Raw genomic sequence first — 23,396 nt, 5'->3', positions numbered from 1 at the left:
ATGGTATAATTATACGTGCTTTATATTCTTTTTTTAAGGGTTCTTTTCAACTTTTTTAAAAAAATTATTGTTTACAGATTAAACCCTAGATACTAATACCCAGTATAGCTATAATTTAAACATTCTTTTAAGAATTTATCTACTAAGATTTTATAAAAGGGAGGACGTTCTACGTGTTATCCAAATATTATACTGTAAAAAAAGATGGTGGCTCTCATGAAATCGTCATTCAAAAGTCTAGATTTATTGGCACGATTAAACGAGTCGAAACAGAGGAAGAGGCACAAGCTTTTATACAAGAATTAAAAAAGAAATATCATGATGCAACTCATAATTGTTCGGCCTATATTATCGGTGAGCATGATCAAATCCAAAAAGCAAATGATGATGGTGAACCTAGTGGTACTGCCGGTGTACCGATGTTAGAAGTACTAAAAAAACAAAATTTAAAAGACACTGCAGTTGTAGTAACTCGTTACTTTGGTGGAATTAAACTTGGGGCAGGTGGACTTATCCGTGCATATGGAAGTTCTACTTCTGAAGCAATTAAAGCAGTTGGAATTATTAAAAGACAATTAATGAAAGGTTTCTCTATTACAGTTGATTATGCAATGCTAGGAAAATTAGAAAATGAACTAAGAAATTCTAATCATATTCTTGAAACGATAAATTATCTAGAAAATGTAGAGTTTATTGTTTATGTCGAAGATGGGCAAGAAGAAGATTTTCAAGCATGGATGGTCGATCTAACAAGTGGACAAGGAGAAATCAAACTAATTGGTGAAAAATATATTGAAATAGAAGTGGAGAGTACGAAGGAATAAATAATAGATAATCATTTTTTATGAAATTGGTTAGGACAAAATAAAAATTAGACTAATAAGATAAACAATAAGCATTATTAGCTCCGGGAATATACGTAGACTCCTTGAAAAAGAAGAGCGCTTTTTCTGCGTGCGATGTTTCGCTGACGAAGCATTCCTTGTCCTGCGGGAAGCAAGGCATCGGTGAGACCCCGAGATGCACCTGCGTCTACAAGTAACGCTAAGCAGCAGGCTTCCTCGGTGCAAGGCAGCATTGAAGCAAACTCATTGTAGTTGCCTGGCTCACCAGCCGCCCGCGGCGAGGTAGACACTGCGATGGTTCTTTCGAGCAGATGTCGCCCCGGTACTGGAAGTGAAAGCGAAGTATATTCCCGGAGCGGGTTAGACGCACATACTAGATTTAATATTCGTATTCATCTTTAGTATAAACTATTTTGTCCCAACCCTCTTTGTTTCATTTATAGATCAACTTTACTTAAAGCAGCTTCATCCGCAATTATTGTTACATCTGCATGCTCTTTCAAAATAGAAGCCGGGAAATCTTCCGAAACTTCGCCTTCCATCAAACGTTTTACTGTATCTGCTTTATTCTCACCAGATACAAGCAATACAATCTTCTTACTATCCATAATTGTTTCAATACCAGTTGTGATTGCTTGAGTTGGCACCTCGTCCATGGAATCAAAGAATCGAGCATTTGCCTGACGAGTAGATTCATCTAACTCCACAATATGCGTGCGGCTTGTAAACGGAGTACCAGGCTCGTTAAAGCCAATATGACCATTTAGCCCAATTCCAAGAATTTGTAAATCTATAGCACCATGTTCTTTAATTAATTTTTCATACGTAGCGCATTCTTCTTCAAGATTGGATGCAACTCCACTTGGTACATGTGTATTGTCTTGATTAACATTAATATGATTGAATAATTTTTCGTTCATAAAATAACGATAACTATTTGGATTATCCGCATCTAGCCCTACATATTCATCTAAATTAAATGTTGTAACATGTTCAAAATTAACTTCATTAGTTTTATTTTTTTCAATCAGACATTGGTATAGACCTTCAGGTGTGGAGCCTGTTGCTAGGCCTAGTACTGGTTTATCTTTACTTTTGACTGTTTCACTTACGATTTCACAAGCTTTTTCACTCATGTCCTGGTAATCTTTCGCTGCAATTATATTCATTTCACTCTTCTCCTTTATATGCTAATTGTCCTCGACAGAAAGTATACTTAATGGAAAAACTATCATCTACTAATAATATATCTGCATCTTTTCCTTCAGCAATACTTCCTTTTCGGTCAAAAACACTAATTTGTTTGGCAGGATTAATACTTGCCATTTTAATAACATCTTTAAATTGTACCTCAGGAAGATCCAACATTTGTTGAACACCTTCATTTAATTTCAAAATACTACCTGCTAAAGTACCATCTTCTAGTACTGCTCTTTCTCCATCGACTTGAACCATTTGTCCGCCAAGGTCATATGTTCCTGCCTGTAGACATTTTGCTCGCATTGCATCGGTAATTAAAATTAATCGCTCACTACCCATGTTTTGATAAATCAAACGGAGCATATGTGGTGAAACATGAATTCCATCCGCGATGAGTTCTGCACGTAATTCTTCTAAAAAGAACGCAGCGCCAACTACACCAATATCACGATGATGGATTCCAGGCATGGCATTACATAAATGGGTTACTTGTCTTACACCATTAGCAACAGCCTTCTTCATCTCCTCAAAGCCTATTGACGTATGGCCCGCTGAAACGTTCACCCCTGAATTAGCAAGATGACGAATAAACTCTCCATCATCATGTTCAGGTGCCATTGTAATTGTTTTAATATTGTGATTGGATATGGCTTGCCAACGATCAAAAAGCTCCACATTTGGTTTTTGAATATGCTCTAATGGCTGTGCACCTTTTTTACTTGCTTCTATAAAAGGACCTTCTAGGTGAACCCCAATTATTTCGGCAAATCCAGGTTTAGATTGGTAAGTTGCTACATTTCGAAGTGCACTCTCTATATTTTCTTCCGATTGTGTAATTGTTGTAGCAAGAAAACTAGTCGTTCCCTCTTTAGGTAAAACTTGTGCAATTGCATCCAATGCTTCTTCTGTTGCATCCATGACATCTGCACCATTTGCACCATGAATATGTCCATCAATAAAACCGGGCACAGCATTTAACCCTTGGCCATCAACAATTTTAAATTGGCTTGGATATTTGTCTATCTTTTCATTTGCATGGTAAATTCTATGTATAATACCGTTTTCCATGACTATAATTCCGTTGTGGATAATTTCATCCTCTAAAAAAATTGTTATATTCTTGATTATGTAAGCTGCTGTTTGTTCACCCATTTGTTTAGCTTCCCCCATCTTCGCAATATCCATTGTTAATTTTAACATAACGCAAGTAGCATACGAGTAGTAAAGAAGAAAAGGACTACTCCATATAAAAGGATAGCCCTAAAACACGATTAATTAATCATTCGATTCGTTTGGTTTGTTGCCTTTTGATGAGTTAGTTCTTCAATAATCGTTTGGATTATCTCATCTGATGATCGATTTTTATTTTTCTCTGTATCCTCAATAATCTTTTTCATCATATTTTTTATAAACTCTCGTTCAACCATAATATTACCGCCTTAAATTTTCAATTTAGGACAAAATAGGATAAAGATATCTTAACATAAAATCTATTAAACTATAGTACAAAGTTACCATTACCATTATATAACAACTTTGTATAATTGCCAGAATATATTACATTTTCTACTATTGCTAAGAAATATCCTTGAAAAGGCGTGTTATTACTAATACATTCATTATCATTTATATTAATACCATATGCAAAGGCAGTTGAAAACGAGACTGACGAAAAATTGCGACCGTTGAACAACTCATATTTTATTTGCAAATAAAAAAACCGTACACGGGTACGGTTTTTAATTATTATGTTTTCTCCATTTATTAAATTCAAGAAAGTTCTTAAATTCCTCTTTTGACACACCTGATTCCATAGCTTCTTTCACAATTTGTAGCCATTCACCATCTAAATCTTCAAGTTCAACAGATTCCCCAGTATTAATAAGCTCATTTACGGAGACACCTAGTACCGCACTTACTTTCTCAATAAACTGGATGGATGGATTCGACTGGAGGTTACGTTCGATTGAGCTTAAATATGATTTTGCTACATTAGCTTTTTCAGCGAGTTCAGATATGGACATTTTCTTTTCTTTACGAAGTTGTTTGATTTTTTCTCCGATCAAGTCGACTCACCTCTTTCAGCGAAATTATATCACAATTAGGTGAGCAGTTCTATATAAAGTACAGAAAATAAAGAAAAAGTATTATGTATTAATGTTTCGCTTCTGTAAGAAAAGTTCTTACATCCTCAATACTCATCCCTAATTCCTTCGCCTCCCTAATTAATTGTATCCATTCTAGATCAAGTTTTACTACATCAATTACTTTACTCAAAATATCCCATCCCCCATATCGTCACATCTATAAAACTAACTACCTGTGAAGAATTAAATTAACCTAAGTCTTTACACCCTATTTTCCAGGTAGTTCGCCTTTTACAGATGAAATAATTTAAGTCTATTATACTAAATATCTAGTACACTTTGTGTGTCTTCTTTTGTCTAAACTCTTCTAGTTTTGTAGGAGGATCCTAATATAAATGTAGAATTTTGCGAAAAATCAAATTTCACTCACCTTGGATCTCTTTCTCTTCAAAGAAATTAGAAAAATAAGCCCACCAATTATAAGTAAATATGCACCTATAAAGATATAATTAAACATATTTGCTGCTGTATTGGGAAGTGTACTACCACCTGAACTATCACCGTCGTTTACAATACCATCAACAGATTCTGTATCTTTATCATTTGTTTCTTTATCAATACCTTTCACTCCACCTTCATCATCAGGATCTTCTGAATCAGATGGGTCATCCCCTGGATTTTCAGTGTCATCTTGCCCCTCTTCTTTACCCTCTGCGACAAAGACTAGCTTAAAGTGTACTTCTTTACCTTGAAATTCATTGCCAAGTTCTTCAGGGAAACGAAGTGTAAATTCAAGATCTTCACTTTCATTAGCTTTAAGACTTCGATTCGATAATCCATTAAAATCTTTCAATTTGCCATTCCATAATTCGTTATTACCATCCGCAACCTCTAATACTAGCTCATTAAATAACATGTAGTCGCCTTCATTGGTAATCGACATCTGATATTCAAAGTCTAATTTCCCTTTATTGTTAACCGTCAATGTTCTCGGTGCCCAATCTCCCGGTTTCATATTTTTCAGGTCAAACAATACGTCACTTGGTGAAAGACTAATATCGATATCGTGTTTTCCCTCTGCACTATCGGCAAGACTGTGCTTTGGGCTAAAAACGACCACGATAATCGAAATGGATAGGATACATACCAACAATAACCGTTTCAAGTGATTGCCCCCTTTGTAGGCAAAATATTTATATTACACTAGTAATTACGTTAAACTAGTATTCTTTTCTTCTTCTTTATTTTCTTTACTTGGCACCTCTAATTCTCTAATCGCCCTCCAAATCGTTATACCAGCATAACCAATAAGGAGAAATCCTGGGATAAGAAGTAGCAATGCCCCATTCTGTGATTGTGCAAAGCTAATAAAGTATCCGGCATATGGAATAGTAAAACCAGTATATTCAGCGAGGACATTCTCTGATAGGACTGGATTTATATCCTCTGCATTGTTATTATCCCCTTTTGTTCGGTACATCGTATTTTCTCCACTTTCTAAAACTTCTGTTATTCTGTGGGTAATTATCTTCCCATCTTCCTCTTGGAACGTAATAACATCACCCGGCTTAAATCTTGTCATATCTCCACCAGGTTTTACTGCGATAATCGATCCTGTCTTAATTCCTGGCTCCATGGATCCAGAAAGTACTGTCTTTAATTGATGACCAAATATTTCAGGCTCTCCACCAGATGCTTTCGTAGAGACTACCATAACAGTCATAGAAATTAATACTAGGAAAAGTACTACAGTTGTAGCATGATTAAGAAAACTAAGGATTTTTTTTGTGATTGGTTTCTTCATTCGTTTTACACCTTCCTTACTAAAAATAACTTTAGGTCTTCTTTTCGTCATACTTGTTATTATCAAACTATGTTATTCCTTATTTTCATCTCCTTGCTCAGTAATTTCTTCTTGATCATTCACTTCTGCCTGACCATCGCTCGTTGAAGCATCTGGACTAGTAGATTCCTCTTCTGCATTTTGCTCTTCTTCAACTGTCTCTGGTTCTTCTGATTGTTGATTGGATTCATTTTGCTCTTCTTTATTTTCATCTGGTTGGGAATTATCGGAATTCGATTTTTCTTCTGTTTCAGAATTTACTTCTTCATTTGCTTGTTCTTCGTTCTCGACTGTATCATCTTGTACTTGTTCATCATTATTTGGTTTTGCCGCATTACAGTTTACATGGATTTTTTTGCTCCAAATTTCACTTGACTTACCTTCATACCCTTCTCGCTGGTATACTTTGAATGTATAAAAGCCCGCTTCTTTAGCTAGATGTGTCAATTCCGTTACTTCACCATTATCGAGAGGAGGAACAATTCCATTATTTACAATTAATTCCCCATGATTTTTTGGATTTCCTTTATCGTTAGTAAAGTAAATCTCATATTTCGTTGTCCCCGACATTTTAATTCCTTCATTCTTTAATCTGGTTGATATTTCTACTTCTGGACAAGCTTTTACGTTTTGGACAGGCTTATCGATAAACACTAGATTACTCCCATCAAACCATGTATCAGCTGCTGTAAATGTAAGTGTACCTGTAGAACTAGTATTAAAATAGGCTATCGTTCCACCAGTTAAATAGGTAAATGAAAATAAAGCTAAATAAAAAATTAGCACTAATTTCCCCATTACTATTAATTTCTTCTTTTTATGCCTGTTAAATTTACGAAGGCGACTCATTCTCACGGACTTTCCTCCTTATAAAGCGAATATATTTTACTTTATTAAGAACACCAAGGGTGATATTCTTAATAAAGTAAAATAAATGCATTTGTTAGAGATTTTATAGAAATTGGAAGAGAGGAGAAGGGTTAGTTCTCCTCTTAATCCATTATACTTATCTAAGTTCACCTTCAGTTTGGTGAGCTGTGAAAGTCCACTCAAGCTCTAGAGAATCGCCTTGGAATTCGTTTTGGTCTGCATCATTATCAACGAATTCGAATGCTACGTACATTTGGTCACTAGTACCAGCTGCTAAACCACTGCCTTCACCATTTAGACCAAATAACCAAGTGATCCAGTGTTGTAGGTTTTCAGACGCATCTGGAGTCATATTTTGTAAATCATATAATGTAGTTTCAGAGATTACATCGTTATAATCTCCAATTACCCATCCGTCACCAGTCTTATCAGCATTCTCTAAGAATAGTACTTTAATATGTTTACCAAAGTCATCTACGTTATCACCTTTAGCGTCGATAACGTTATATGCAGTTGCAAGGTCGATAGATGAAATATCTAAAGATCCATTATTTTCTAATACGAATTCGCGAACCATTGTATCTCCAGGCTTCAAGTTATCCACATCAATTACTACTGAAGGATTCACAGCTAAATCTAAAGTACCAGCTGCAAAGCTATTGTTTGATACTTCCGTGTCACTAAAGTAAGCCCATGTTCCTCCACCAACTAATGAAATACCTAGTGCTGCTGCTGCAATACCCATACCTAATTTTTTCTTAATACTCATTCTCGAATTCCTCCTAAAAATAATTTAATTTTTTCAGAACAATACACACTTTTAAATCTGGCCACAATCTAAAAGTGCCGGGGAATCTCTAATCAAGAATTCCCATATGTATCTAACTAGTTAAACACCATCGTTCTTTAGAAGATGTGCTTTTGTTCCTTATAAAGAACAACTTAATTTGAAGTATAGGCTATTTTACTCAGAAACAAAAATCCCAAATTCGGCCGTTTTTTCGTTAAAAAGAACATTTTGCTTTTAATTTCTTTCAATTTCTTTAATTTACTTACTATTTTGTATTTTTTAAAGAATTTTTCATCCACTATTAAGAACGCTTGTGCATGCTGATAAAGGCTTAAGTTATATTATAAATATTAATCGTTCTAACTAATCCTAGGAAGTTTGTACTATTGTGCGGTTTTAGAAGTGGAGACTTATTCTGGTAAGAAAGGCGCTTTAAAAAAGCTTTTTAGAAGGGATCTAGTGGAATTATCTAACTTGAGGTATTTTATCGAAATCGGAAAGCAGCCATTTTTATTAGCTGCCTTCCTTCTACAATAGTGTAATTAAGTCATAAAAGGCTTCTTCGTTACGTTCGTCTAATGCTTTATCGATCAATCGCTTAATGTTTTGTTGTTCAAGTTCATCGATAATTACATTTATGTCGTCATTAATATTTTCAATTTGTTTGTATTCCATATGAGGTTTCGTAATAAAATATAGTTTAATTAAAAAATCTGGTATATTGATTAATTCATTCATAGATAAATAGAAAATAATATCATCTTTTTTAAAGGCAAATGTTGCATCAAGGTTTTCGATTTTTTTCGTTCGGCGATTAATGATGAACTCCCTTGATTTTTCAGGTACAAATTGGTAAACATCATCATGAATTGAAATAGTAAATTGTCTTTCCTCTAATAGGACATAAACATATTCAATATCAGCTTTAATACAATATGGTTTTAACAATTTAACTGTTACCATTTATCTTCCCCCCAATGCTTCCAAGTGGAATAATTGTAATACGTGTAATTCCCTATATTCTTAAAACGAAACCTTTTCTTCTGAAAATAAATCAAAAGGAGCATGCCCGCCTAATTTATAGGTACAGGTAAATGCTCCTTTTGAATCATAACAACTTCACTAGTTCACGAAACGTGTCTTCATCACGTTCATCAAGCGCTTTATCGATTAATCGTTTAATATTTCGTTTTTCTAATTCATCTATAACAGCATTGGCTTCAGATTCTACTTCATCCACCTCATGTTTAGCTTCATAATACGGTTTTGCAATAGTATCTAATTGTTCTAGAAAATCGGGAAGCGTCATTAGTTCAGTCATCGTCATATAAATAATTTCCTTGCCTTTTTGAAAAGCAAAACGACTACCGACATTTTCGACTTTACGTGTTCTGCGGTTGATGCGAATTTCTTTAGCTTCGATTGGTATAAACTGATATACCTTTTTATTAATTAGGACAGAAAAATATTGGTATGCTAGTATGATACGTACAAATTGATCGTCTGCCTTAATATAATATGGCTTAAGCATCTTAACAGATATCACGGTGTCCACCTCCCAAGATTTATTAACTAAATTTTCAGTTAATTAATTCTACATTATTTACAAAATAAAATCAAGAGAAATTTTGATTTAGTTTAAGTTTTGGGCCAAATGTCCTTAATTAATAATTATTCGTAAAAATTTATAATAAAAAGAAAAACCTGTAAGTAATCTACTCACAGGTTAATCTTCATCTAATATTTTCCCAACAAGAAAAGTTTTAATTTTCTCGATTTCTTTTGGATTTCTTACAAATCTCTGCTCCAATGAATCTATTATTTCTCCAGCTTCTTTTAAATTTGCGACTCCTTTTTTCATGTATGATTTGTATCGAGTATTCAGTTCCGTTATTTCCTTCTCATACTTTTCATCTGTTCCTGGAGTAACCGTTTTTTCATACATATCTATTACATAATCCCCTGGTCCTTCAGGAAAGAACTCATGTGGGTCTGTACTATCAAAAATACAAAATTCTAGATCTCGTACGAGCACCATATCAATACTATTTGGGTCAAAGCTACAATGATATAGTTCAATATCATAGCCTTTATCTTGGCAAGCAGCCATAACTTTTTTCATAAATGTAGATTTTCCAGTACCAGCTCTTCCTTTAATAAAGTACTTGTTTGACAATTGACTTAAAATTTCAGGAACACAATTAACGACACCATCTTTCGTATTCGTACCGAAAAGACGATGGACAATTTGTGATTGTCTATTTTGCTTCGGAACGTCTTTAAGTATCGTGTCTACAAATTCCTCAGCAACTTGATTGGCTAATTTGAAATTCATTTCTTTTATATAAACCTTTTCTAAGTCGTCATGAATACGTAATCCTGTTTGAAAATTTTTGTAAGCTGTTTCTGTCAGTTCTCGTATTTTATCTCGCTCAGCTGAAAAATCTTCCGTTAGTAAATGGTCATTCGTAAATAAAGTTAAATCAACTTCAAATGAGCCAGGTAAATCTGCACTTGCTATCCGTTCATCAATAATGGCGATTTTTTTATCACGTATAATAACACCTTCTAAAAATTCATTTCCGATGGAGCTATATAAAACTTCGAGATCATTTGTTGCTTCATATTGATTGATGATTTCTTTTATTATCGTTGTTTTAACTTTTAGTGATGGATGTTTTAAAATAATATGATGATGGAAGTTGGAAGTGTTGGTAGATAAGAAGTTTACAAAGCCTTCTGCTGTATTTCCGGTGACATAAAACCCTAGTTTGTTTGGCAAAAAGACACATCCTTTTGAAAAATAATTTAGTATAGTTCAATTTATGTATAGGCTATGTACTTGGTGATTATTCTAAAGATCTTCATTCATTTTTTTAACTATAAGGGAGAGGTTGAAAAAAGAAAAGTGCATATAATACCGCCCCGGAAATAAACTTCGCTTTCCGTGGGCGGCTGGTAAGCCTCCTCAGAGCTAAAGCTCTTCCGGGGTCTTACCGATGCCTTTCCTCCCACTGGACAAGGAACGCTTCGACAGCGAAACCTCGCACGTAGAAAAAGCGAACTCCTTTTTCAAGGAGTCTCCGTTTATTTCCGGGGCTAGTGTAGTGCTTATTCGGTTAACAACATCTTTAGAATTTATGTTCCAACCTCTATTTCTTTATAGTTACATTTCTATTTTACTTCTGGTAAAACTCGAACTTCTTGAGTCATTGATGATTGGCATAGTGGGCAATGTGGTTCTTCTTGCTGGAAACTGAAAGATTCTCTCATCCAGCCATTGCACTCTTCACTCGTGCATGCCCATACATTCGTTTCCACTTCCGGGACTGGCTCTTTTGGTCCTCTTGAGAAAGACATGTCAGCATCCCCTTTCAGGCTTTGTATTTCTATTATACCTCTTTTTGATAATGAATGAAAGGGACCTTGAAAATAAGGAATGCTATGCTTTTTTTTCTGCTACTTGATCTTGTTTTCCCGTACGATTGTATATTTTTGTTGTAAAGAAAGGGACTAGTAACAGTACTAATAAACAGTAGAATAATACTTCTATGTTATACATATCAACTACAAGCCCACCTAAAAATGGACCAAGCATCCTACCTGCTGCTGCTACACTATTAATAAATCCTTGGTAAAACCCTGCTCTTCCAGCTGGTGCTAATGCATTTGCTAATGTAGGAATGGCAGGCCAAATTAACATTTCTGCAATAGTTAAAATGACCATCGCTACCGCAAACATCGTAAATGCCTCTGCATACATAGCTATCACGAAAGAGAATAAAAAGATACTCGCCCCGACGTAAATATGGGTTTTAGGAGATGTCACTCGGTCTGTAAATAGTTTAAGTAATGGTTGTCCTAATACAATTAAGAACCCATTAATAGCCCAAAGTGTACTATATTGTTCTAATGGCACTCCAATATCCTGTGTGTAAGACGCGATTGTGGATTGCCACTGACTGTAAGCAAACCATGTAACGAAAAATCCAACACTTAAAATAATTAACGAAGTAAATGCTGATTTATCTTTAATTTGTCCGCTTTGTTCAAGGATGTTCGTATGCATATGTCGATTTTTCTCTTCATCCATACCACGAAAAGCAAAGATAACAATTAAAGTAAAAACAAATAAGAGGGAAGCATTCGCAATAAATATATAATCAAACGAAATACTTGCAACATACCCACCGATCATAGCCCCAAGTGCCACCCCTAAGTTTTGTGCGACATAAATGGCATTAAACGTCCTTCTACCACCTTCTGGCCAGACTGAACCTGCCATCGCATACATAACGGGCCAAGTAATACCGGAACCAAGACCAATAATTAATAGACAGATAGAATATGCCACAATATCATGGTTAAACGTTAGAAAAGTTGCCGCACTCGTTGAAAGCAATGCTCCAAACAGAATCGTTTTATATGCACTAAATTTATCAAAAAGAATACCACCTACCAAGTTTCCGACAATATTCGCCCCTTGGTTAAACATTAAAATAAAGCCAGCAAATGCTAAGCTTTTCCCTAATTCATTATGCATGTATATCGTATTAAGTGGCCATAAAAAAGAACCACCTGTTACACTAATGGTCGTTGCAACTGCCAAAAGCCATATATATTTTGGCATGGTGTCATCATCTCACATTCTTATAATCTCATTAACTAGGTAATTTTAATACATTTAGTGGGAGAAAGCAATTGGGAAATTCTTATATCCTTGAGGGATTGAGAGTAGTAATGGGAGGATAAAACTGGGTTAAGGGTGCATACTTTTTTTCTATGGGAGCATAGAGACGGATTAAGGGCGCATTACTTGGTTTCTTGGGTGCATTATTAACGATTATGGGCGCATTACTTGGTATCATGGGTGCATTCATAACGGTTAGGGGCACATTACTTGGTATCATGGGTGCATTCATAACGGTTAGGGGCACATTACTTGGTATCATGGGTGCATTCATAACGGTTAGGGGCACAATCCTTGTTCACATGGGTGCATTAATAACAAGTAAGGACACATTACTTCTTCACATGGGCGCATTATTAACAAGTAAGGACACATTACTTCTTCACATGGGCGCATTATTAACAAGTAAGGGCACATTACTTGGTCACATGGGCGCATTATTAACAAGTAAGGGCACATTCCTTATTCACATAGGTGCATTAATATCGAATAAGGGAACATACTTTTTTCCCATTGGCACAAAAATTAAAATGAGGAGCATACGCCTGATTGCACTAATGCATATGCTCCCCAATCATATTTACAAACAATTTATTGCAAGTTTAATAGCATCTGTTAAATCTTGTTGAGACCAGCTAGGCATGTTTTTCTTAACTGCTAGTGTGTGTGATGCTGGGATATGAATAAATCCCGATTGTATATTTAATCCTTTTTCTTCAATATAATGAAGCGCATGATACATGACATTATTACAAAGGTAAGTTCCTGCTGTATTTGAGATCTTCGCAGGGTATCCTGCTTCTTCTAGCTTTTTTACTATTTCATAGATCGGTAGTTTTGAAAAATAAGCGTCTGGACCACTCTCAATAATCTTTTCTCCATTTGGTTTATGGCCTCTATTATCAACCGGACCATCATTACAATTTATCGCAATTCTCTCCGGTGTGATACAATTTCTGCCTCCAGCAAGTCCGAGTGATACGACTGCATCTGGTTTATGCTTTTCTAATAAATTCAATAATTGATTACCAGACTGAAGGAAATCGACAGAGAGAATTTCTCCAATAACTTCATATTCACCAATTTTTTCCCCATGTAAAGTCGTTGCAATTTCTGTTGTTGGATTAATCGGGAATTCTAGAAATGGTTCAAATCCTGTTAGTAATAGTTTCTTCATAAAAATTACCTCTCCTATCCTATTTTTTCTTATACATATTTGTTTCGGCCAGCACCTAGTCCAACGACGATCACTAAAATCGAAGTAATGATTAATGTCACAATTGGGGTTGTCCAAGCCTTGGTTAAGTCAAATAAATAACCGATAAATATTGGTCCTACAGCAGCAAGGATATAACCAAAAGCTTGTGCCATACCAGAAAGGGCTGAAGATTGTTTTGCTGTTTTTGCACGTAATCCTAAAAATGTCAACGCTAAGGAGAATGTTCCACTTAGCGCAATACCAATAAAAATGATGCTAATTAACATCGTTACATAATTAGTGCCTAGTAATAATCCGCTATACCCTAAAACAGAGAATGCACCCATTATAACAACAAGTATACGTTGGGAAGCAAATTTCCCCGCTAACACTGGAACAATAAAACTTGCAGGAATCCCAATAAATTGTGTAAATGACAACATCCAGCCTGCTGTTTCCATCGTCATCCCAGTAGAATGAAGAATTTCAGGTAACCAAGTCACTACGACATAAAATTGAAACGATTGAAATCCCATATAGAACGCTATTTGCCAGGCTAATGGAGAACGCCAGAGGTTCGTATTTGTTTCTGTTAAAAATTGTGTTTCAGTACTTTTTCCTTGTTTATTTTTCGTGACAAATAGCCATACGATCATAGCAAGAAATGCTGGAATAGCCCAGATAAGAAGAGCAAGTTGCCAGCCTAAATTATAATTGCTAGCTAGTGGAAAACTAATTCCTGAGGCTGCAGCTGCAAGTACCCCCATCGATGTGGAATAGACACTCGTCATTAATCCAACTTTTAAAGGAAATTTATCTTTAATAACACCTGGTAAAAGAACATTACATACTGCAATTCCTACGCCAATTAATAATGTTCCAGCAAATAACAATATAATCGTTGAGGCTGATCTTGTAGCGATCCCTACTATTATAAATATAAGTCCAAACAACATCACCACTTCGTTCGAATAACGATTCCCTAGTTTAGCTGAGATAGGTGACATTATCGCAAATACAATTAGTGGTAGACTCGTTAATAATCCAACACTCCAGTTCGATAAACCAAGATCATCACGAATTGTACTCATCAGTGGTCCAACCGATGTAATTGCAGGACGAAGGTTAAATGCGACTAGAATAATTCCTGTAATTAGTAAAAATTTGTATAGTTGATTCTCTCTTATTTCTTGTTGTTCTAAACTCAAAACGGTTGCCCCTTCCAAAATTGTCCTCTACTAAATATAGCATATGGAACAAGAAGAAGGAAAAAACAAATTGAGGACTACCCTCTGTTTGTTTTTACAGAGAACAGTCCTCAACACTTAAGCAGAAACTTCCATAGCAAGTTTGCCACTATCATCTTCACGTTGTTTTTGAATAAACCAAACGATTGCCATTAAAGCAAAGCCAATTAAACTTGAATATAGTTCTGGAACAATCATGAGCAACCCACCAACTGCTAAAACAATTCGTTCCCATGCACGGGATGTGCGGATAAAATAGCCAATAACTGCACTACTTACTCCCATCATTCCAATTAATGCAGTAACAATTCCAAGTGTTAATGTAACTACTGTCACATCTACGAGTACTAAAATTGGATTAAATACAAATATATACGGGATAATAAATGCTGCTATGGCAAGCTTAACTGCAATGACCCCGGATTTAAACGGATTTGCCCTAGCAATACCAGCCCCAGCATAAGCCGCTAAACATACAGGCGGTGTAATATCTGCAACAATTCCAAAATAGAACACAAACATATGAGCAGCAATCGGCGCTACTCCAAAATCATTAATTAACACAGGAGCTGCAATCGTAGCAGTTACAACATAATTGGCTGTTGTTGGTAGTCCCATACCTAATACGAGACAAGCAATCATCGTAAAGATCAATGCAAATGGTAACATTCCACCAGATAACGCAATAATACCTGATGCAAATTTTGCACCAAGACCAGTGATACTAACAACTCCTGCAATTATACCTGCAGTCGCACAGGCCGCAATAACTGGTAAAGCAACTCTTGCACCTTGCTCCAGTACATTAATTGTACCTCGAAGATTTAATCTCGTATCTTTTCGAACTATACTTACTAGAAATGCAGAAATGATACCGAGCAACGCTGCACGTTGTGGAGAAAACCCTGATAGGATTGTTCCAATAATTACAACAAGTGGTAAAAGCATATACCAATTTTTCAACATTAATTTTCTAAAACTCGGTAAATCTGCTTTCGGTAAACCTAAAATACGTAGTCGTTTTGCTTCAAAATGGGTCCCGATAAAGATACCTGTGAAATACAGAATAGCTGGAATGAGAGCAGAAAGCATAATAACACTATAATCTACCCCTAAATATTCCATCATAATAAACGCGGCAGCTCCCATTAATGGTGGCATAATTTGTCCACCAGTAGATGCAGAAGCCTCTGTTGCCGCAGCAAATTCTGGTTTAAACCCAGCTTTTTTCATCATTGGAATTGTAAACGAACCTGAGGCAACGGTGTTTCCGACTGAACTTCCAGAAACCATTCCTTGTAATGCACTAGCAGCTACTGCAGCTTTAGCAGTCCCTCCAGTAAATCTTCCTGTTAAAGCAAAAGCTAGATCATTAAAGAATTGTCCTATCTTTGTATGAACTAAAATAACCCCAAAGAAGAGAAAGAGGAAGATAAACTTCGCCGAAATCTGTATCGGCGTTCCGAATACTCCACTTTCTTGAAACCATAGATTCGGAGCAATTCGATCAATGGAGAAACCAGGATGCGACAAGATTTGAGTTGGAATTATGTTCCCAAAGATTCCGTACAAAATCATTATACTAGCAACAATAACAATCGGAACTCCAACTGTACGACGAGTCGCTTCTAGTAATAATAAAATAGCAATAATAGCGATAATGATATTTAATGTACTGTACCCTGCAACTCGGCTTCTTAATACTTCATCAAAGAAGATAATCTTATGATACGAGACATACATCGCAGTAAATGCAAGTACGACATCATACCATGGTACTGTTTTTTGTTTCCTCTGTAATCCTTTTTTGGCTGGAAAAAGTAAAAAGATTAATCCAAGTGCTGTTCCTAAATGGATTGCGCCTTGCTGCTGCGAGGGTAATACGCTGAAATAGGCGGTATAAAGATGAAAGATCGTTAAGGAGACCCCAAGAAAAGTAACTACCCACGCCCATTTCCCAATGTTAACTCGAAAGTTACTTTCTTTATCATACTTCTCTAGTATTTTCTGGGCATCTATTTCTTCTTGTGACATTTTCTTTTCGTCCATATAGTCACTTCCTTTCACTGTATGTATAGGAAGAAAGGGATCGAATGGAGTATCCATGATCCCTTCCTATTAATAAGTTATTTTATTTAGATCGATAACCTATTTCTTTAAGTCATCTAACCTTTCAATTCCTGTTGATTCGCGCGTCACAATTTGTACTACTTCTGGATAAATATGTCCGATAAAGGCAACGTTTTCAACATTTGCCCCTTCAAATTCACCAGTTCCATTAACAGCATCAAGGGCCGGAACATGAACCGTCATACCTAAATCCATATTTCCGTCACGAATACTTGCTAGGTTTTCTAGAGAAGCTCCAGTTTCCGTGTTTGTAACGTTAATACCGTCAATATTGTTTTTCCACACGGTTGCCATTTCTCCTCCAAGTGGATAATATGTACCACCTGAGCTACCAGTTCCTAAAATCAATTCAGTTTTCTCTTCCGTAATATCTAACTCTGCAATTGGATTATCAAATTCTAATCCTTGTTCTTGATAATATTTTGCTGCACCTGGATGGATTGGTAGACCTTCAGCACCATTAAGCGCATTTTCTAATGTCATTTGAACACCTTGTGCATGTGTTATTTCACTAGACTTTTCTACCATTGCTTTCGCTAATTCATATCCTAATTCTTCACTAATCGTGTTCGTATTAGCCATTAGAATTGCATAAGCAGTAACTGTCTCAATGTCGGATTCTAAGAAATCATATGTTTCTTTTGGAATTGTATGGCGCTTATAGCCACTATTTTCTTCCATATAGGCAATTGCCTCATCCGATAATTCAAGCATTTTTACATCCCCTGCAGATGCTTGTAAGCTTTCAATACTTCCTGCTGGTAGTCCAAGAATTCCGATGGAGATATCAATATTTCCATCTTGAACTCCATTTGCAGCATCTCCAAATCCTTCTTGGAATGCTTTGTAGTCTCCATCTTCTAAACCATATGCAGCTAAAATTAACTTGGAAACCGAGTTAGTTTCACTTGCAGGTGGTCCGATCGCGATGTTCTTTTCCCCATCACCACATGCGGCTAGAGCAGCAACCAGTCCGATGAATAATAATAACATTATTGCATTACGTAATTTTTTCACGTGCTTATCCCCCCTTTTATTATAATAATAATTTATACGAAATTAGAAGAATTGTCAAACTATTCTTTAAATGGAAAACGTTTTTTAAGGTGAGGATGGGGTTTATTAGGTATTAAGGTTGGGGAAATTATGGGTAATTTATTAATTTAAATACGTGTATTGTAGTTCATATATACCATTAGGATAAATAAAAAAACGAGAAGCCATAATGACTTCTCGATTTTTGTAGAATTAACGAAGTAATTGTAATACTCCTTGTGGTTGTTGGTTGGCTTGAGCCAGCATAGCTTGTGCCGCTTGGTTAAGGATGTTGTTCTTAGTGAACTCCATCATTTCAGCAGCCATATCAGTGTCACGAATACGTGATTCTGCAGCTGTTAGGTTTTCAGCTGATGTATTTAAATTATTAATTGTATGTTCAAAGCGGTTTTGATAAGCACCTAAAGAAGCACGTTCCTTAGAAACTGCTTCAATTGCATCATCAATATTACCAATTGCAGTTTCAGCATCATCTACTATATTTAAACTATCAACAGTAAGGGTACCTGCAGTCATATCGCCCATTGTAATTGTTATAGTATCACCAACATTAGCACCTATTTGGAATGTGAATTCCCCATTTCCTTCTGGACCTCCACTTCCATCAATAATAGTTTGACCATTAAATTTAGTTGTATCTGCAATTCTTTGTATTTCCTCACTTAGTCGATCAACTTCTAATTGAAGTTTTGCTTTGTCTCCATCATCTCCACCAGTGTTAGTATCATTATTTGCTTGTACTGCTAATTCACGCATACGTTGTAACATAGCATGAGTTTCAGTTAAAGCCCCTTCTACTGTCTGAATCAAGGAAACACCATCTTGTGCATTACGAGAACCTTGCTCTAAGCCACGGATTTGAGATCTCATTTTTTCAGAGATAGCTAAACCAGCTGCATCATCCCCAGCCTTATTAATACGAAGACCTGTTGATAGTTTTTCCATTGAATTTTGTGCGTTTGCTTGGTTAACTCCCATTTGACGGTGAGCTGTTAACGCTGGAATATTGTGGTTAATAATCATAATAAATTACCTCCATGTAATTAAGTATTTTTTTCTTGCGAGTCACATCCTTATGTCTCGCTTTGCTAAAATGTTTGGCCAAAACATTTTTACATCATCATGATGTTGTACTTCTTATATCGGCAAGAAAAAAATATGTTTAACCTTTTTTATAAAATAATTGTAGAAATTTGCCAAAATAAATCTAACTCCCTTAAAAACAGAAAAAAGCATGCCCGCAAGCACGCTTTTTCTACCACATAAAATCCTATATCAACAACTTCCGGTCCTTCCGACTCGTAAATCGCATAAAGATCATCAACGATAACAATACCAAGATCATTAACAATAATGATAATGCGGCACCAAGTTGCCAATTCATTTCTACTAAGAATGCATCTCGAATGACATTACCAACCATTAATAATTTTCCACCAGTAAATAAGTCCGTAACAACGAACACACTAATTGCTGGTACGAATGTTATGATGAAACCAGCTAAAATCCCTGGGAATGTTAATGGTAATGTAATACTTAGGAATGTCCTTACTGGTCCCGCTCCTAAATCTTCTGATGCTTCCAAATACGTTTTATCCAACTGCTCTATGGAAGAGTAAATTGGCAAGATCATAAATGGAAGGAAACCGTACACTAATCCTAGAATAACACCACCAGGAGAATACATGAGTGCCAGTGGCTCGTCAATAAATCCTAGTTTTATCAAAAAGTTATTTACGACACCTTGATTATTCAATAAGATAATCCACGCATATAAACGAATCAATAAATTCGTCCAGAATGGCACCATGACAAGTAATAGCAAGATGTTTTTCCACTTACCAGCATTGGCAATGAAATAAGCAAATGGATACGCAATCACAAGACAGACAATCGTTGCTAGTAACGCCCACCAAATGGATTGCCAAATGACTTTTGCATATAGAGAACTAAATGCTGATGAATAGGCATCCGTACTAAATTCATAAATAATCCGCCCAAAATCACCATTCGTTGTAAAACTAATGACAGCGATAAATAACACTGGTATGACTAAGAATAAAGTTAGCCAAAATAGACTTGGGGATAGTAACAAATATGCTTTTCTAAAACTTGATCTCATTTCGCGGTTCCCCCTTTACGCATTCTTAGTCCAACGAAAAATACTACAATAAACATAATCGCAATTATAATAGTAGAAAGTACGTTCACTTCTGGTGATACTCCTAATCGAACCATGGAGTAAACAAGTACAGGTAAGGTGTTATCACCTGGCCCTAACGTGAAGAACGAAATAACGAATTCATCTAAGGAAATGGTAAATGCCAGTAATGCTCCAGCAAGTACTCCTGGGAATATTAAAGGAAAAGTTACTTTCCAAAACGTTTGCCATTCGTTTGCTCCTAAATCTTTCGCCGCTTCCTCCAGTGAACTATCAAATGAAGATAGTCTCGCTAACACAACTAACATCACATACGAAATTGTAATCGCCACATGTCCAGGAACTGCTGTATTCAGTCCAAGAGACATATTCAATAACCCATAAATTGCAAGTAAAGCTACCGCCACAACAATATCTGGTATAACTACAGGGATGTAAAATAGAAACTCTACTGATTTTTTCCCAATAAATGTATAACGATGAAGTGCTAATGCTGCTAAAGTTCCTAAAATAGTAGCGATAATTGTTGTTACAACAGCTAAGTATAAACTATTCATTGTGGCAGATATTAACTGCTTATTTTGAAATAGGGATCCGTACCATTCTAGTGTGAATCCAGTCCATACCGTACCAAGTTTTGAATCATTAAAAGAAAATATGATGACAAAAAGAATTGGAATATAAAAGAATAAAAAGACGAGTAGGGAAAAAGAAAATAAAATCTTCTTCGTTTTCGGTCTCACATTTTTCCACCTACCTTCATGAGTATAGGGGACAGTCCCCCACCACGCTAAAGCGTTAAATTAGGGACTGTCCCCTCCAAGTTAATCTACTTTTGATTCTTGGAATAAACGGTTCATCAATTGTGTGCGATCGGCATCTAGTGGAAGATTCCATTCAGCACGTTTAATCACTTCTTCAGGGAAGTTTAAGCCAGGGCTGTTTTTAATTTCATCTGGTAAAATCTCAACGGCCCCTTCATTCGGATTTCCATAAGGAATAAACTCAGATAACTGCTTACTTACTTCTGGACGAAGTAGATAGTCAATAAATACTTCTGCCGTATATTTATTCTTCGCAGTCTTCGGAATAACCATGGCGTCTAACCAAACGATTCCACCTTCTTCAGGTAGAACGAAATCAATATTTTCATTTTCTAACCATGCAGTAGCAGCTGCTCCAGAATAACCATGAGCAATCCAAGCTTCTCCACTAACTAAACGGTCAGATGGTGTTCCATCAAACGCTAATACATTCGGAATTAACTCTTGTAATTTTTTAAATCCTTCTTCAAGTTGTTCCTCTGTTGGATCATTCATGTCATTACCAAGTAATTGTTGAAGCATATTAGAAACTTCTTTTGATTCTTCAAGTAAAAGAACTTTTCCAGCATATTCCGGATTCCATAAATCTTCCCAGCTAGTTGGCGCTTCTTTTACAAATTCTTTGTTATAGGCAATCCCGTCATATCCATACATAAATGGAACGGAATATTTATTTTCCGGATCAAATGGCATATCATGCCAAGCATCTGCAATATTTTCGTAGTTTGGAATGTTATCAAAATCAATTTCCAGAAGTAAGTCATTATCCACCATTTGTTTCACATAATAATCCGATGGAAAAACAATGTCATAAGCAACCGTACCACTTTGCACTTTTGTTAACATTTCATGGTTTGAGTTATATGTAGAATAAACAATATCTACACCAAATTCATCTTCAAAATCATCCAACACTTCTTGAGGAATATATTCACTCCAGTTAAATACGATAAGCTCGTCACTTAGCTCCTTATCTCCACCAGCATTATTCCCATCATTATTATCTGACCCACAAGCTGCTAGAAATACAATAAACATACTAATTAGTGCAAAAACAAAAAACTTTTTCAATACGTCCCATCTCCAATCAATTTATAATTTTCTTATATATTATTTTTTCAAAACTACCGAATGTATTGGTTTCCAACTTACGAACAATTCGTCACTAGTATCTGTTAAATCCTCAATTTTATCATGTGATTCATTAATCGTTAGGTTTTTGCCATTTGGCATCGTTACGACAATTTTCGTCACCGATCCCACATATATTTTCTCTTTGAACGTTCCTTTTAGATTAATAGCCCCTTCGAAAGGTGTACGACTAACTTTCATTTTTTCAGGTCGGACAGAGATAAATACTTCCTCGTTCAACTCAACATGATTTGCATTTGGAATTTGTATCGTTTGTCCTGCAAATTCCATTGTTGCCAAGTCACCATTTATTTCGCTAACCGTTCCCTCAATAATATTGGTTTGGCCGATAAAGTCAGCAACAAATCGTGTTTGTGGTCTTTCATATATTTCAACGGGCTGGCCAATTTGCTCGATTTTTCCTTTATTCATTACCACGATACGGTCGGACATCGTTAATGCCTCTTCCTGATCATGGGTTACATAGATAAAAGTAATATTTAACGTTTGCTGCAAATGTTTCAGTTCCAGTTGCATTTGCTTTCGCAGTTTTAAATCTAATGCACCTAATGGTTCATCTAATAGAAGCACTTTTGGATTATTCACAATGGCTCTCGCGATAGCGATACGTTGTTGCTGACCACCACTTAATTGCTTCGGTTTACGGTTACCGTACTCTTCTAGTTGTACTAGTTTCAGTGCTTTCGTTACACGTTCTTTTATCTCTTCTTTTCCTACTTTTTTCATTTTCAAACCGAACGCAACATTATCAAAAACTGTCATATGTGGAAATAGAGAATAACTTTGAAACACCGTATTTACTTCCCGTTTATACGGCTCCATATCGTCCACTTGTTTCCCATTTAATAGGATCTTACCTGTTGTTGGCTTTTCAAATCCAGCAATCATTCGTAATGTTGTTGTTTTCCCACACCCCGAAGGACCTAATAGTGTAAGAAATTCACCTGCACGTATATCTAAACTTAAATTATCTACTACTATCGAATCATCGAATTCTTTTATGACATTTTCTAACCGAACCATTTGCACACTCAACCTACATCCCTCCTCATAGTCTTTCGGGGGACTGTCCCCACATTCTCTCTCGTAATTTTTACTTTTTCCTTCTACTTGAATTACTATACAGTAGAAAGATTTTACGTACTTTTCGCCATTTTTATCCAATTTTTTACCAAAGAATGACTGTCAGTCATAATTTTTGGCATTAAAAATACACCCTTCTCTACCAGGTAAAGGATAGCCTTAACGCTTTTTCCTTCCCCGTTGGGTGCGTACTGTTCGGTAAAATATATAAGATTACTAA

General features: G+C 35.8%; 25 protein-coding genes. 2 read left to right on the top strand and 23 right to left on the bottom strand.

Annotation, left to right across the window (positions count from 1 at the left end):
* The first annotated feature begins 173 nt into the window (after positions 1 to 173).
* Positions 174 to 824 carry a YigZ family protein gene (locus tag IEV35_RS04270; RefSeq protein WP_188383460.1) on the top strand — a complete coding sequence of 217 codons (651 nt, stop codon included), beginning with the start codon at positions 174 to 176 and terminating at the stop codon, positions 822 to 824.
* 458 nt (positions 825 to 1,282) lie between these two features.
* Here IEV35_RS04270 and nagB read toward each other — a convergent pair whose 3' ends face one another.
* From nagB to IEV35_RS04200, 14 genes are all read right to left on the bottom strand, one after another.
* A complete protein-coding gene (gene nagB / locus IEV35_RS04265) occupies positions 1,283 to 2,014 on the bottom strand; it encodes a glucosamine-6-phosphate deaminase (protein ID WP_188383459.1) in 732 nt (243 codons plus the stop codon).
* 1 nt (position 2,015) lies between these two features.
* Positions 2,016 to 3,197 carry an N-acetylglucosamine-6-phosphate deacetylase gene (nagA, locus tag IEV35_RS04260; protein ID WP_188383521.1) on the bottom strand — a complete coding sequence of 394 codons (1,182 nt, stop codon included), beginning with the start codon at positions 3,195 to 3,197 and terminating at the stop codon, positions 2,016 to 2,018.
* Positions 3,198 to 3,316: 119 nt separating this feature from the next.
* Positions 3,317 to 3,472 carry a hypothetical protein gene (locus IEV35_RS04255; RefSeq protein WP_188383458.1) on the bottom strand — a complete coding sequence of 52 codons (156 nt, stop codon included), beginning with the start codon at positions 3,470 to 3,472 and terminating at the stop codon, positions 3,317 to 3,319.
* Between the two features lie 312 nt (positions 3,473 to 3,784).
* Positions 3,785 to 4,111 carry a helix-turn-helix domain-containing protein gene (locus tag IEV35_RS04250; RefSeq protein ID WP_188383457.1) on the bottom strand — a complete coding sequence of 109 codons (327 nt, stop codon included), beginning with the start codon at positions 4,109 to 4,111 and terminating at the stop codon, positions 3,785 to 3,787.
* An 88-nt stretch (positions 4,112 to 4,199) separates the two neighbouring features.
* A complete protein-coding gene (locus IEV35_RS04245) occupies positions 4,200 to 4,322 on the bottom strand; it encodes an anti-repressor SinI family protein (protein WP_188383456.1) in 123 nt (40 codons plus the stop codon).
* Positions 4,323 to 4,547: 225 nt separating this feature from the next.
* Complete coding sequence (locus IEV35_RS04240) at positions 4,548 to 5,297, bottom strand: TasA family protein (protein WP_229740642.1); 750 nt, start codon at positions 5,295 to 5,297, stop codon at positions 4,548 to 4,550.
* Between the two features lie 45 nt (positions 5,298 to 5,342).
* Entirely contained in the window at positions 5,343 to 5,936 is a 594-nt protein-coding gene (gene sipW / locus IEV35_RS04235; protein ID WP_188383519.1) for a signal peptidase I SipW, read from the bottom strand.
* Between the two features lie 72 nt (positions 5,937 to 6,008).
* Entirely contained in the window at positions 6,009 to 6,824 is an 816-nt protein-coding gene (gene tapA / locus IEV35_RS04230; protein WP_229740652.1) for an amyloid fiber anchoring/assembly protein TapA, read from the bottom strand.
* 157 nt (positions 6,825 to 6,981) lie between these two features.
* Entirely contained in the window at positions 6,982 to 7,614 is a 633-nt protein-coding gene (locus IEV35_RS04225; protein ID WP_188383454.1) for a CalY family protein, read from the bottom strand.
* Positions 7,615 to 8,163: 549 nt separating this feature from the next.
* Positions 8,164 to 8,598 (bottom strand): IDEAL domain-containing protein, encoded by a 435-nt coding sequence (locus IEV35_RS04220; protein ID WP_188383453.1) that lies wholly within the window; start codon positions 8,596 to 8,598, stop codon positions 8,164 to 8,166.
* Between the two features lie 145 nt (positions 8,599 to 8,743).
* Positions 8,744 to 9,181 carry an IDEAL domain-containing protein gene (locus tag IEV35_RS04215; RefSeq protein ID WP_188383452.1) on the bottom strand — a complete coding sequence of 146 codons (438 nt, stop codon included), beginning with the start codon at positions 9,179 to 9,181 and terminating at the stop codon, positions 8,744 to 8,746.
* A gap of 180 nt (positions 9,182 to 9,361) precedes the next feature.
* Positions 9,362 to 10,417 carry a hypothetical protein gene (locus tag IEV35_RS04210; protein ID WP_188383451.1) on the bottom strand — a complete coding sequence of 352 codons (1,056 nt, stop codon included), beginning with the start codon at positions 10,415 to 10,417 and terminating at the stop codon, positions 9,362 to 9,364.
* Between the two features lie 392 nt (positions 10,418 to 10,809).
* Positions 10,810 to 10,995 carry a cold-shock protein gene (locus IEV35_RS04205; protein WP_188383450.1) on the bottom strand — a complete coding sequence of 62 codons (186 nt, stop codon included), beginning with the start codon at positions 10,993 to 10,995 and terminating at the stop codon, positions 10,810 to 10,812.
* A gap of 82 nt (positions 10,996 to 11,077) precedes the next feature.
* Positions 11,078 to 12,265 carry an MDR family MFS transporter gene (locus IEV35_RS04200; protein WP_188383449.1) on the bottom strand — a complete coding sequence of 396 codons (1,188 nt, stop codon included), beginning with the start codon at positions 12,263 to 12,265 and terminating at the stop codon, positions 11,078 to 11,080.
* A gap of 194 nt (positions 12,266 to 12,459) precedes the next feature.
* On the opposite strand from IEV35_RS04200, the gene IEV35_RS04195 reads away from it, so the two are divergent.
* On the top strand, positions 12,460 to 12,954 hold the full coding sequence (locus IEV35_RS04195) for a hypothetical protein (protein ID WP_188383448.1): 495 nt from the start codon (positions 12,460 to 12,462) through the stop codon (positions 12,952 to 12,954).
* Here IEV35_RS04195 and pcp read toward each other — a convergent pair.
* The 9 genes from pcp to IEV35_RS04150 form a co-directional block, all read right to left on the bottom strand.
* Positions 12,906 to 13,502, bottom strand: coding sequence for a pyroglutamyl-peptidase I (gene pcp / locus IEV35_RS04190; protein ID WP_188383447.1), 597 nt, complete (start codon positions 13,500 to 13,502; stop codon positions 12,906 to 12,908). The genes IEV35_RS04195 and pcp overlap by 49 nt on opposite strands.
* A gap of 29 nt (positions 13,503 to 13,531) precedes the next feature.
* The gene (locus IEV35_RS04185) at positions 13,532 to 14,731 is read right to left on the bottom strand and encodes a CynX/NimT family MFS transporter (protein WP_188383446.1); all 1,200 of its coding nucleotides are present in this window, start codon (positions 14,729 to 14,731) and stop codon (positions 13,532 to 13,534) included.
* 117 nt (positions 14,732 to 14,848) lie between these two features.
* Entirely contained in the window at positions 14,849 to 16,819 is a 1,971-nt protein-coding gene (locus tag IEV35_RS04180; RefSeq protein ID WP_188383445.1) for a TRAP transporter permease, read from the bottom strand.
* Between the two features lie 99 nt (positions 16,820 to 16,918).
* The gene (locus IEV35_RS04175; RefSeq protein ID WP_229740641.1) at positions 16,919 to 17,917 is read right to left on the bottom strand and encodes a TAXI family TRAP transporter solute-binding subunit; all 999 of its coding nucleotides are present in this window, start codon (positions 17,915 to 17,917) and stop codon (positions 16,919 to 16,921) included.
* 231 nt (positions 17,918 to 18,148) lie between these two features.
* Positions 18,149 to 18,979, bottom strand: coding sequence for a flagellin N-terminal helical domain-containing protein (locus IEV35_RS04170; RefSeq protein ID WP_188383444.1), 831 nt, complete (start codon positions 18,977 to 18,979; stop codon positions 18,149 to 18,151).
* 247 nt (positions 18,980 to 19,226) lie between these two features.
* Positions 19,227 to 20,078 carry an ABC transporter permease gene (locus IEV35_RS04165; protein WP_188383443.1) on the bottom strand — a complete coding sequence of 284 codons (852 nt, stop codon included), beginning with the start codon at positions 20,076 to 20,078 and terminating at the stop codon, positions 19,227 to 19,229.
* Positions 20,075 to 20,860 (bottom strand): ABC transporter permease, encoded by a 786-nt coding sequence (locus IEV35_RS04160; protein ID WP_188383442.1) that lies wholly within the window; start codon positions 20,858 to 20,860, stop codon positions 20,075 to 20,077. Before IEV35_RS04160 ends, IEV35_RS04165 begins: the two co-directional genes overlap by 4 nt.
* A gap of 81 nt (positions 20,861 to 20,941) precedes the next feature.
* Positions 20,942 to 22,012, bottom strand: coding sequence for an ABC transporter substrate-binding protein (locus IEV35_RS04155; protein ID WP_188383441.1), 1,071 nt, complete (start codon positions 22,010 to 22,012; stop codon positions 20,942 to 20,944).
* A 39-nt stretch (positions 22,013 to 22,051) separates the two neighbouring features.
* Entirely contained in the window at positions 22,052 to 23,116 is a 1,065-nt protein-coding gene (locus IEV35_RS04150) for an ABC transporter ATP-binding protein (RefSeq protein WP_229740651.1), read from the bottom strand.
* Positions 23,117 to 23,396: the final 280 nt, after the last annotated feature.

It is taken from the genome of Ornithinibacillus halotolerans, from assembly GCF_014637405.1.
GTDB classification, from domain to species: domain Bacteria; phylum Bacillota; class Bacilli; order Bacillales; family Amphibacillaceae; genus Ornithinibacillus; species Ornithinibacillus halotolerans.
The sequence above is the reverse complement of the archived record's forward strand: the minus strand, read 5'-3'. Positions and strand labels throughout refer to the sequence as shown.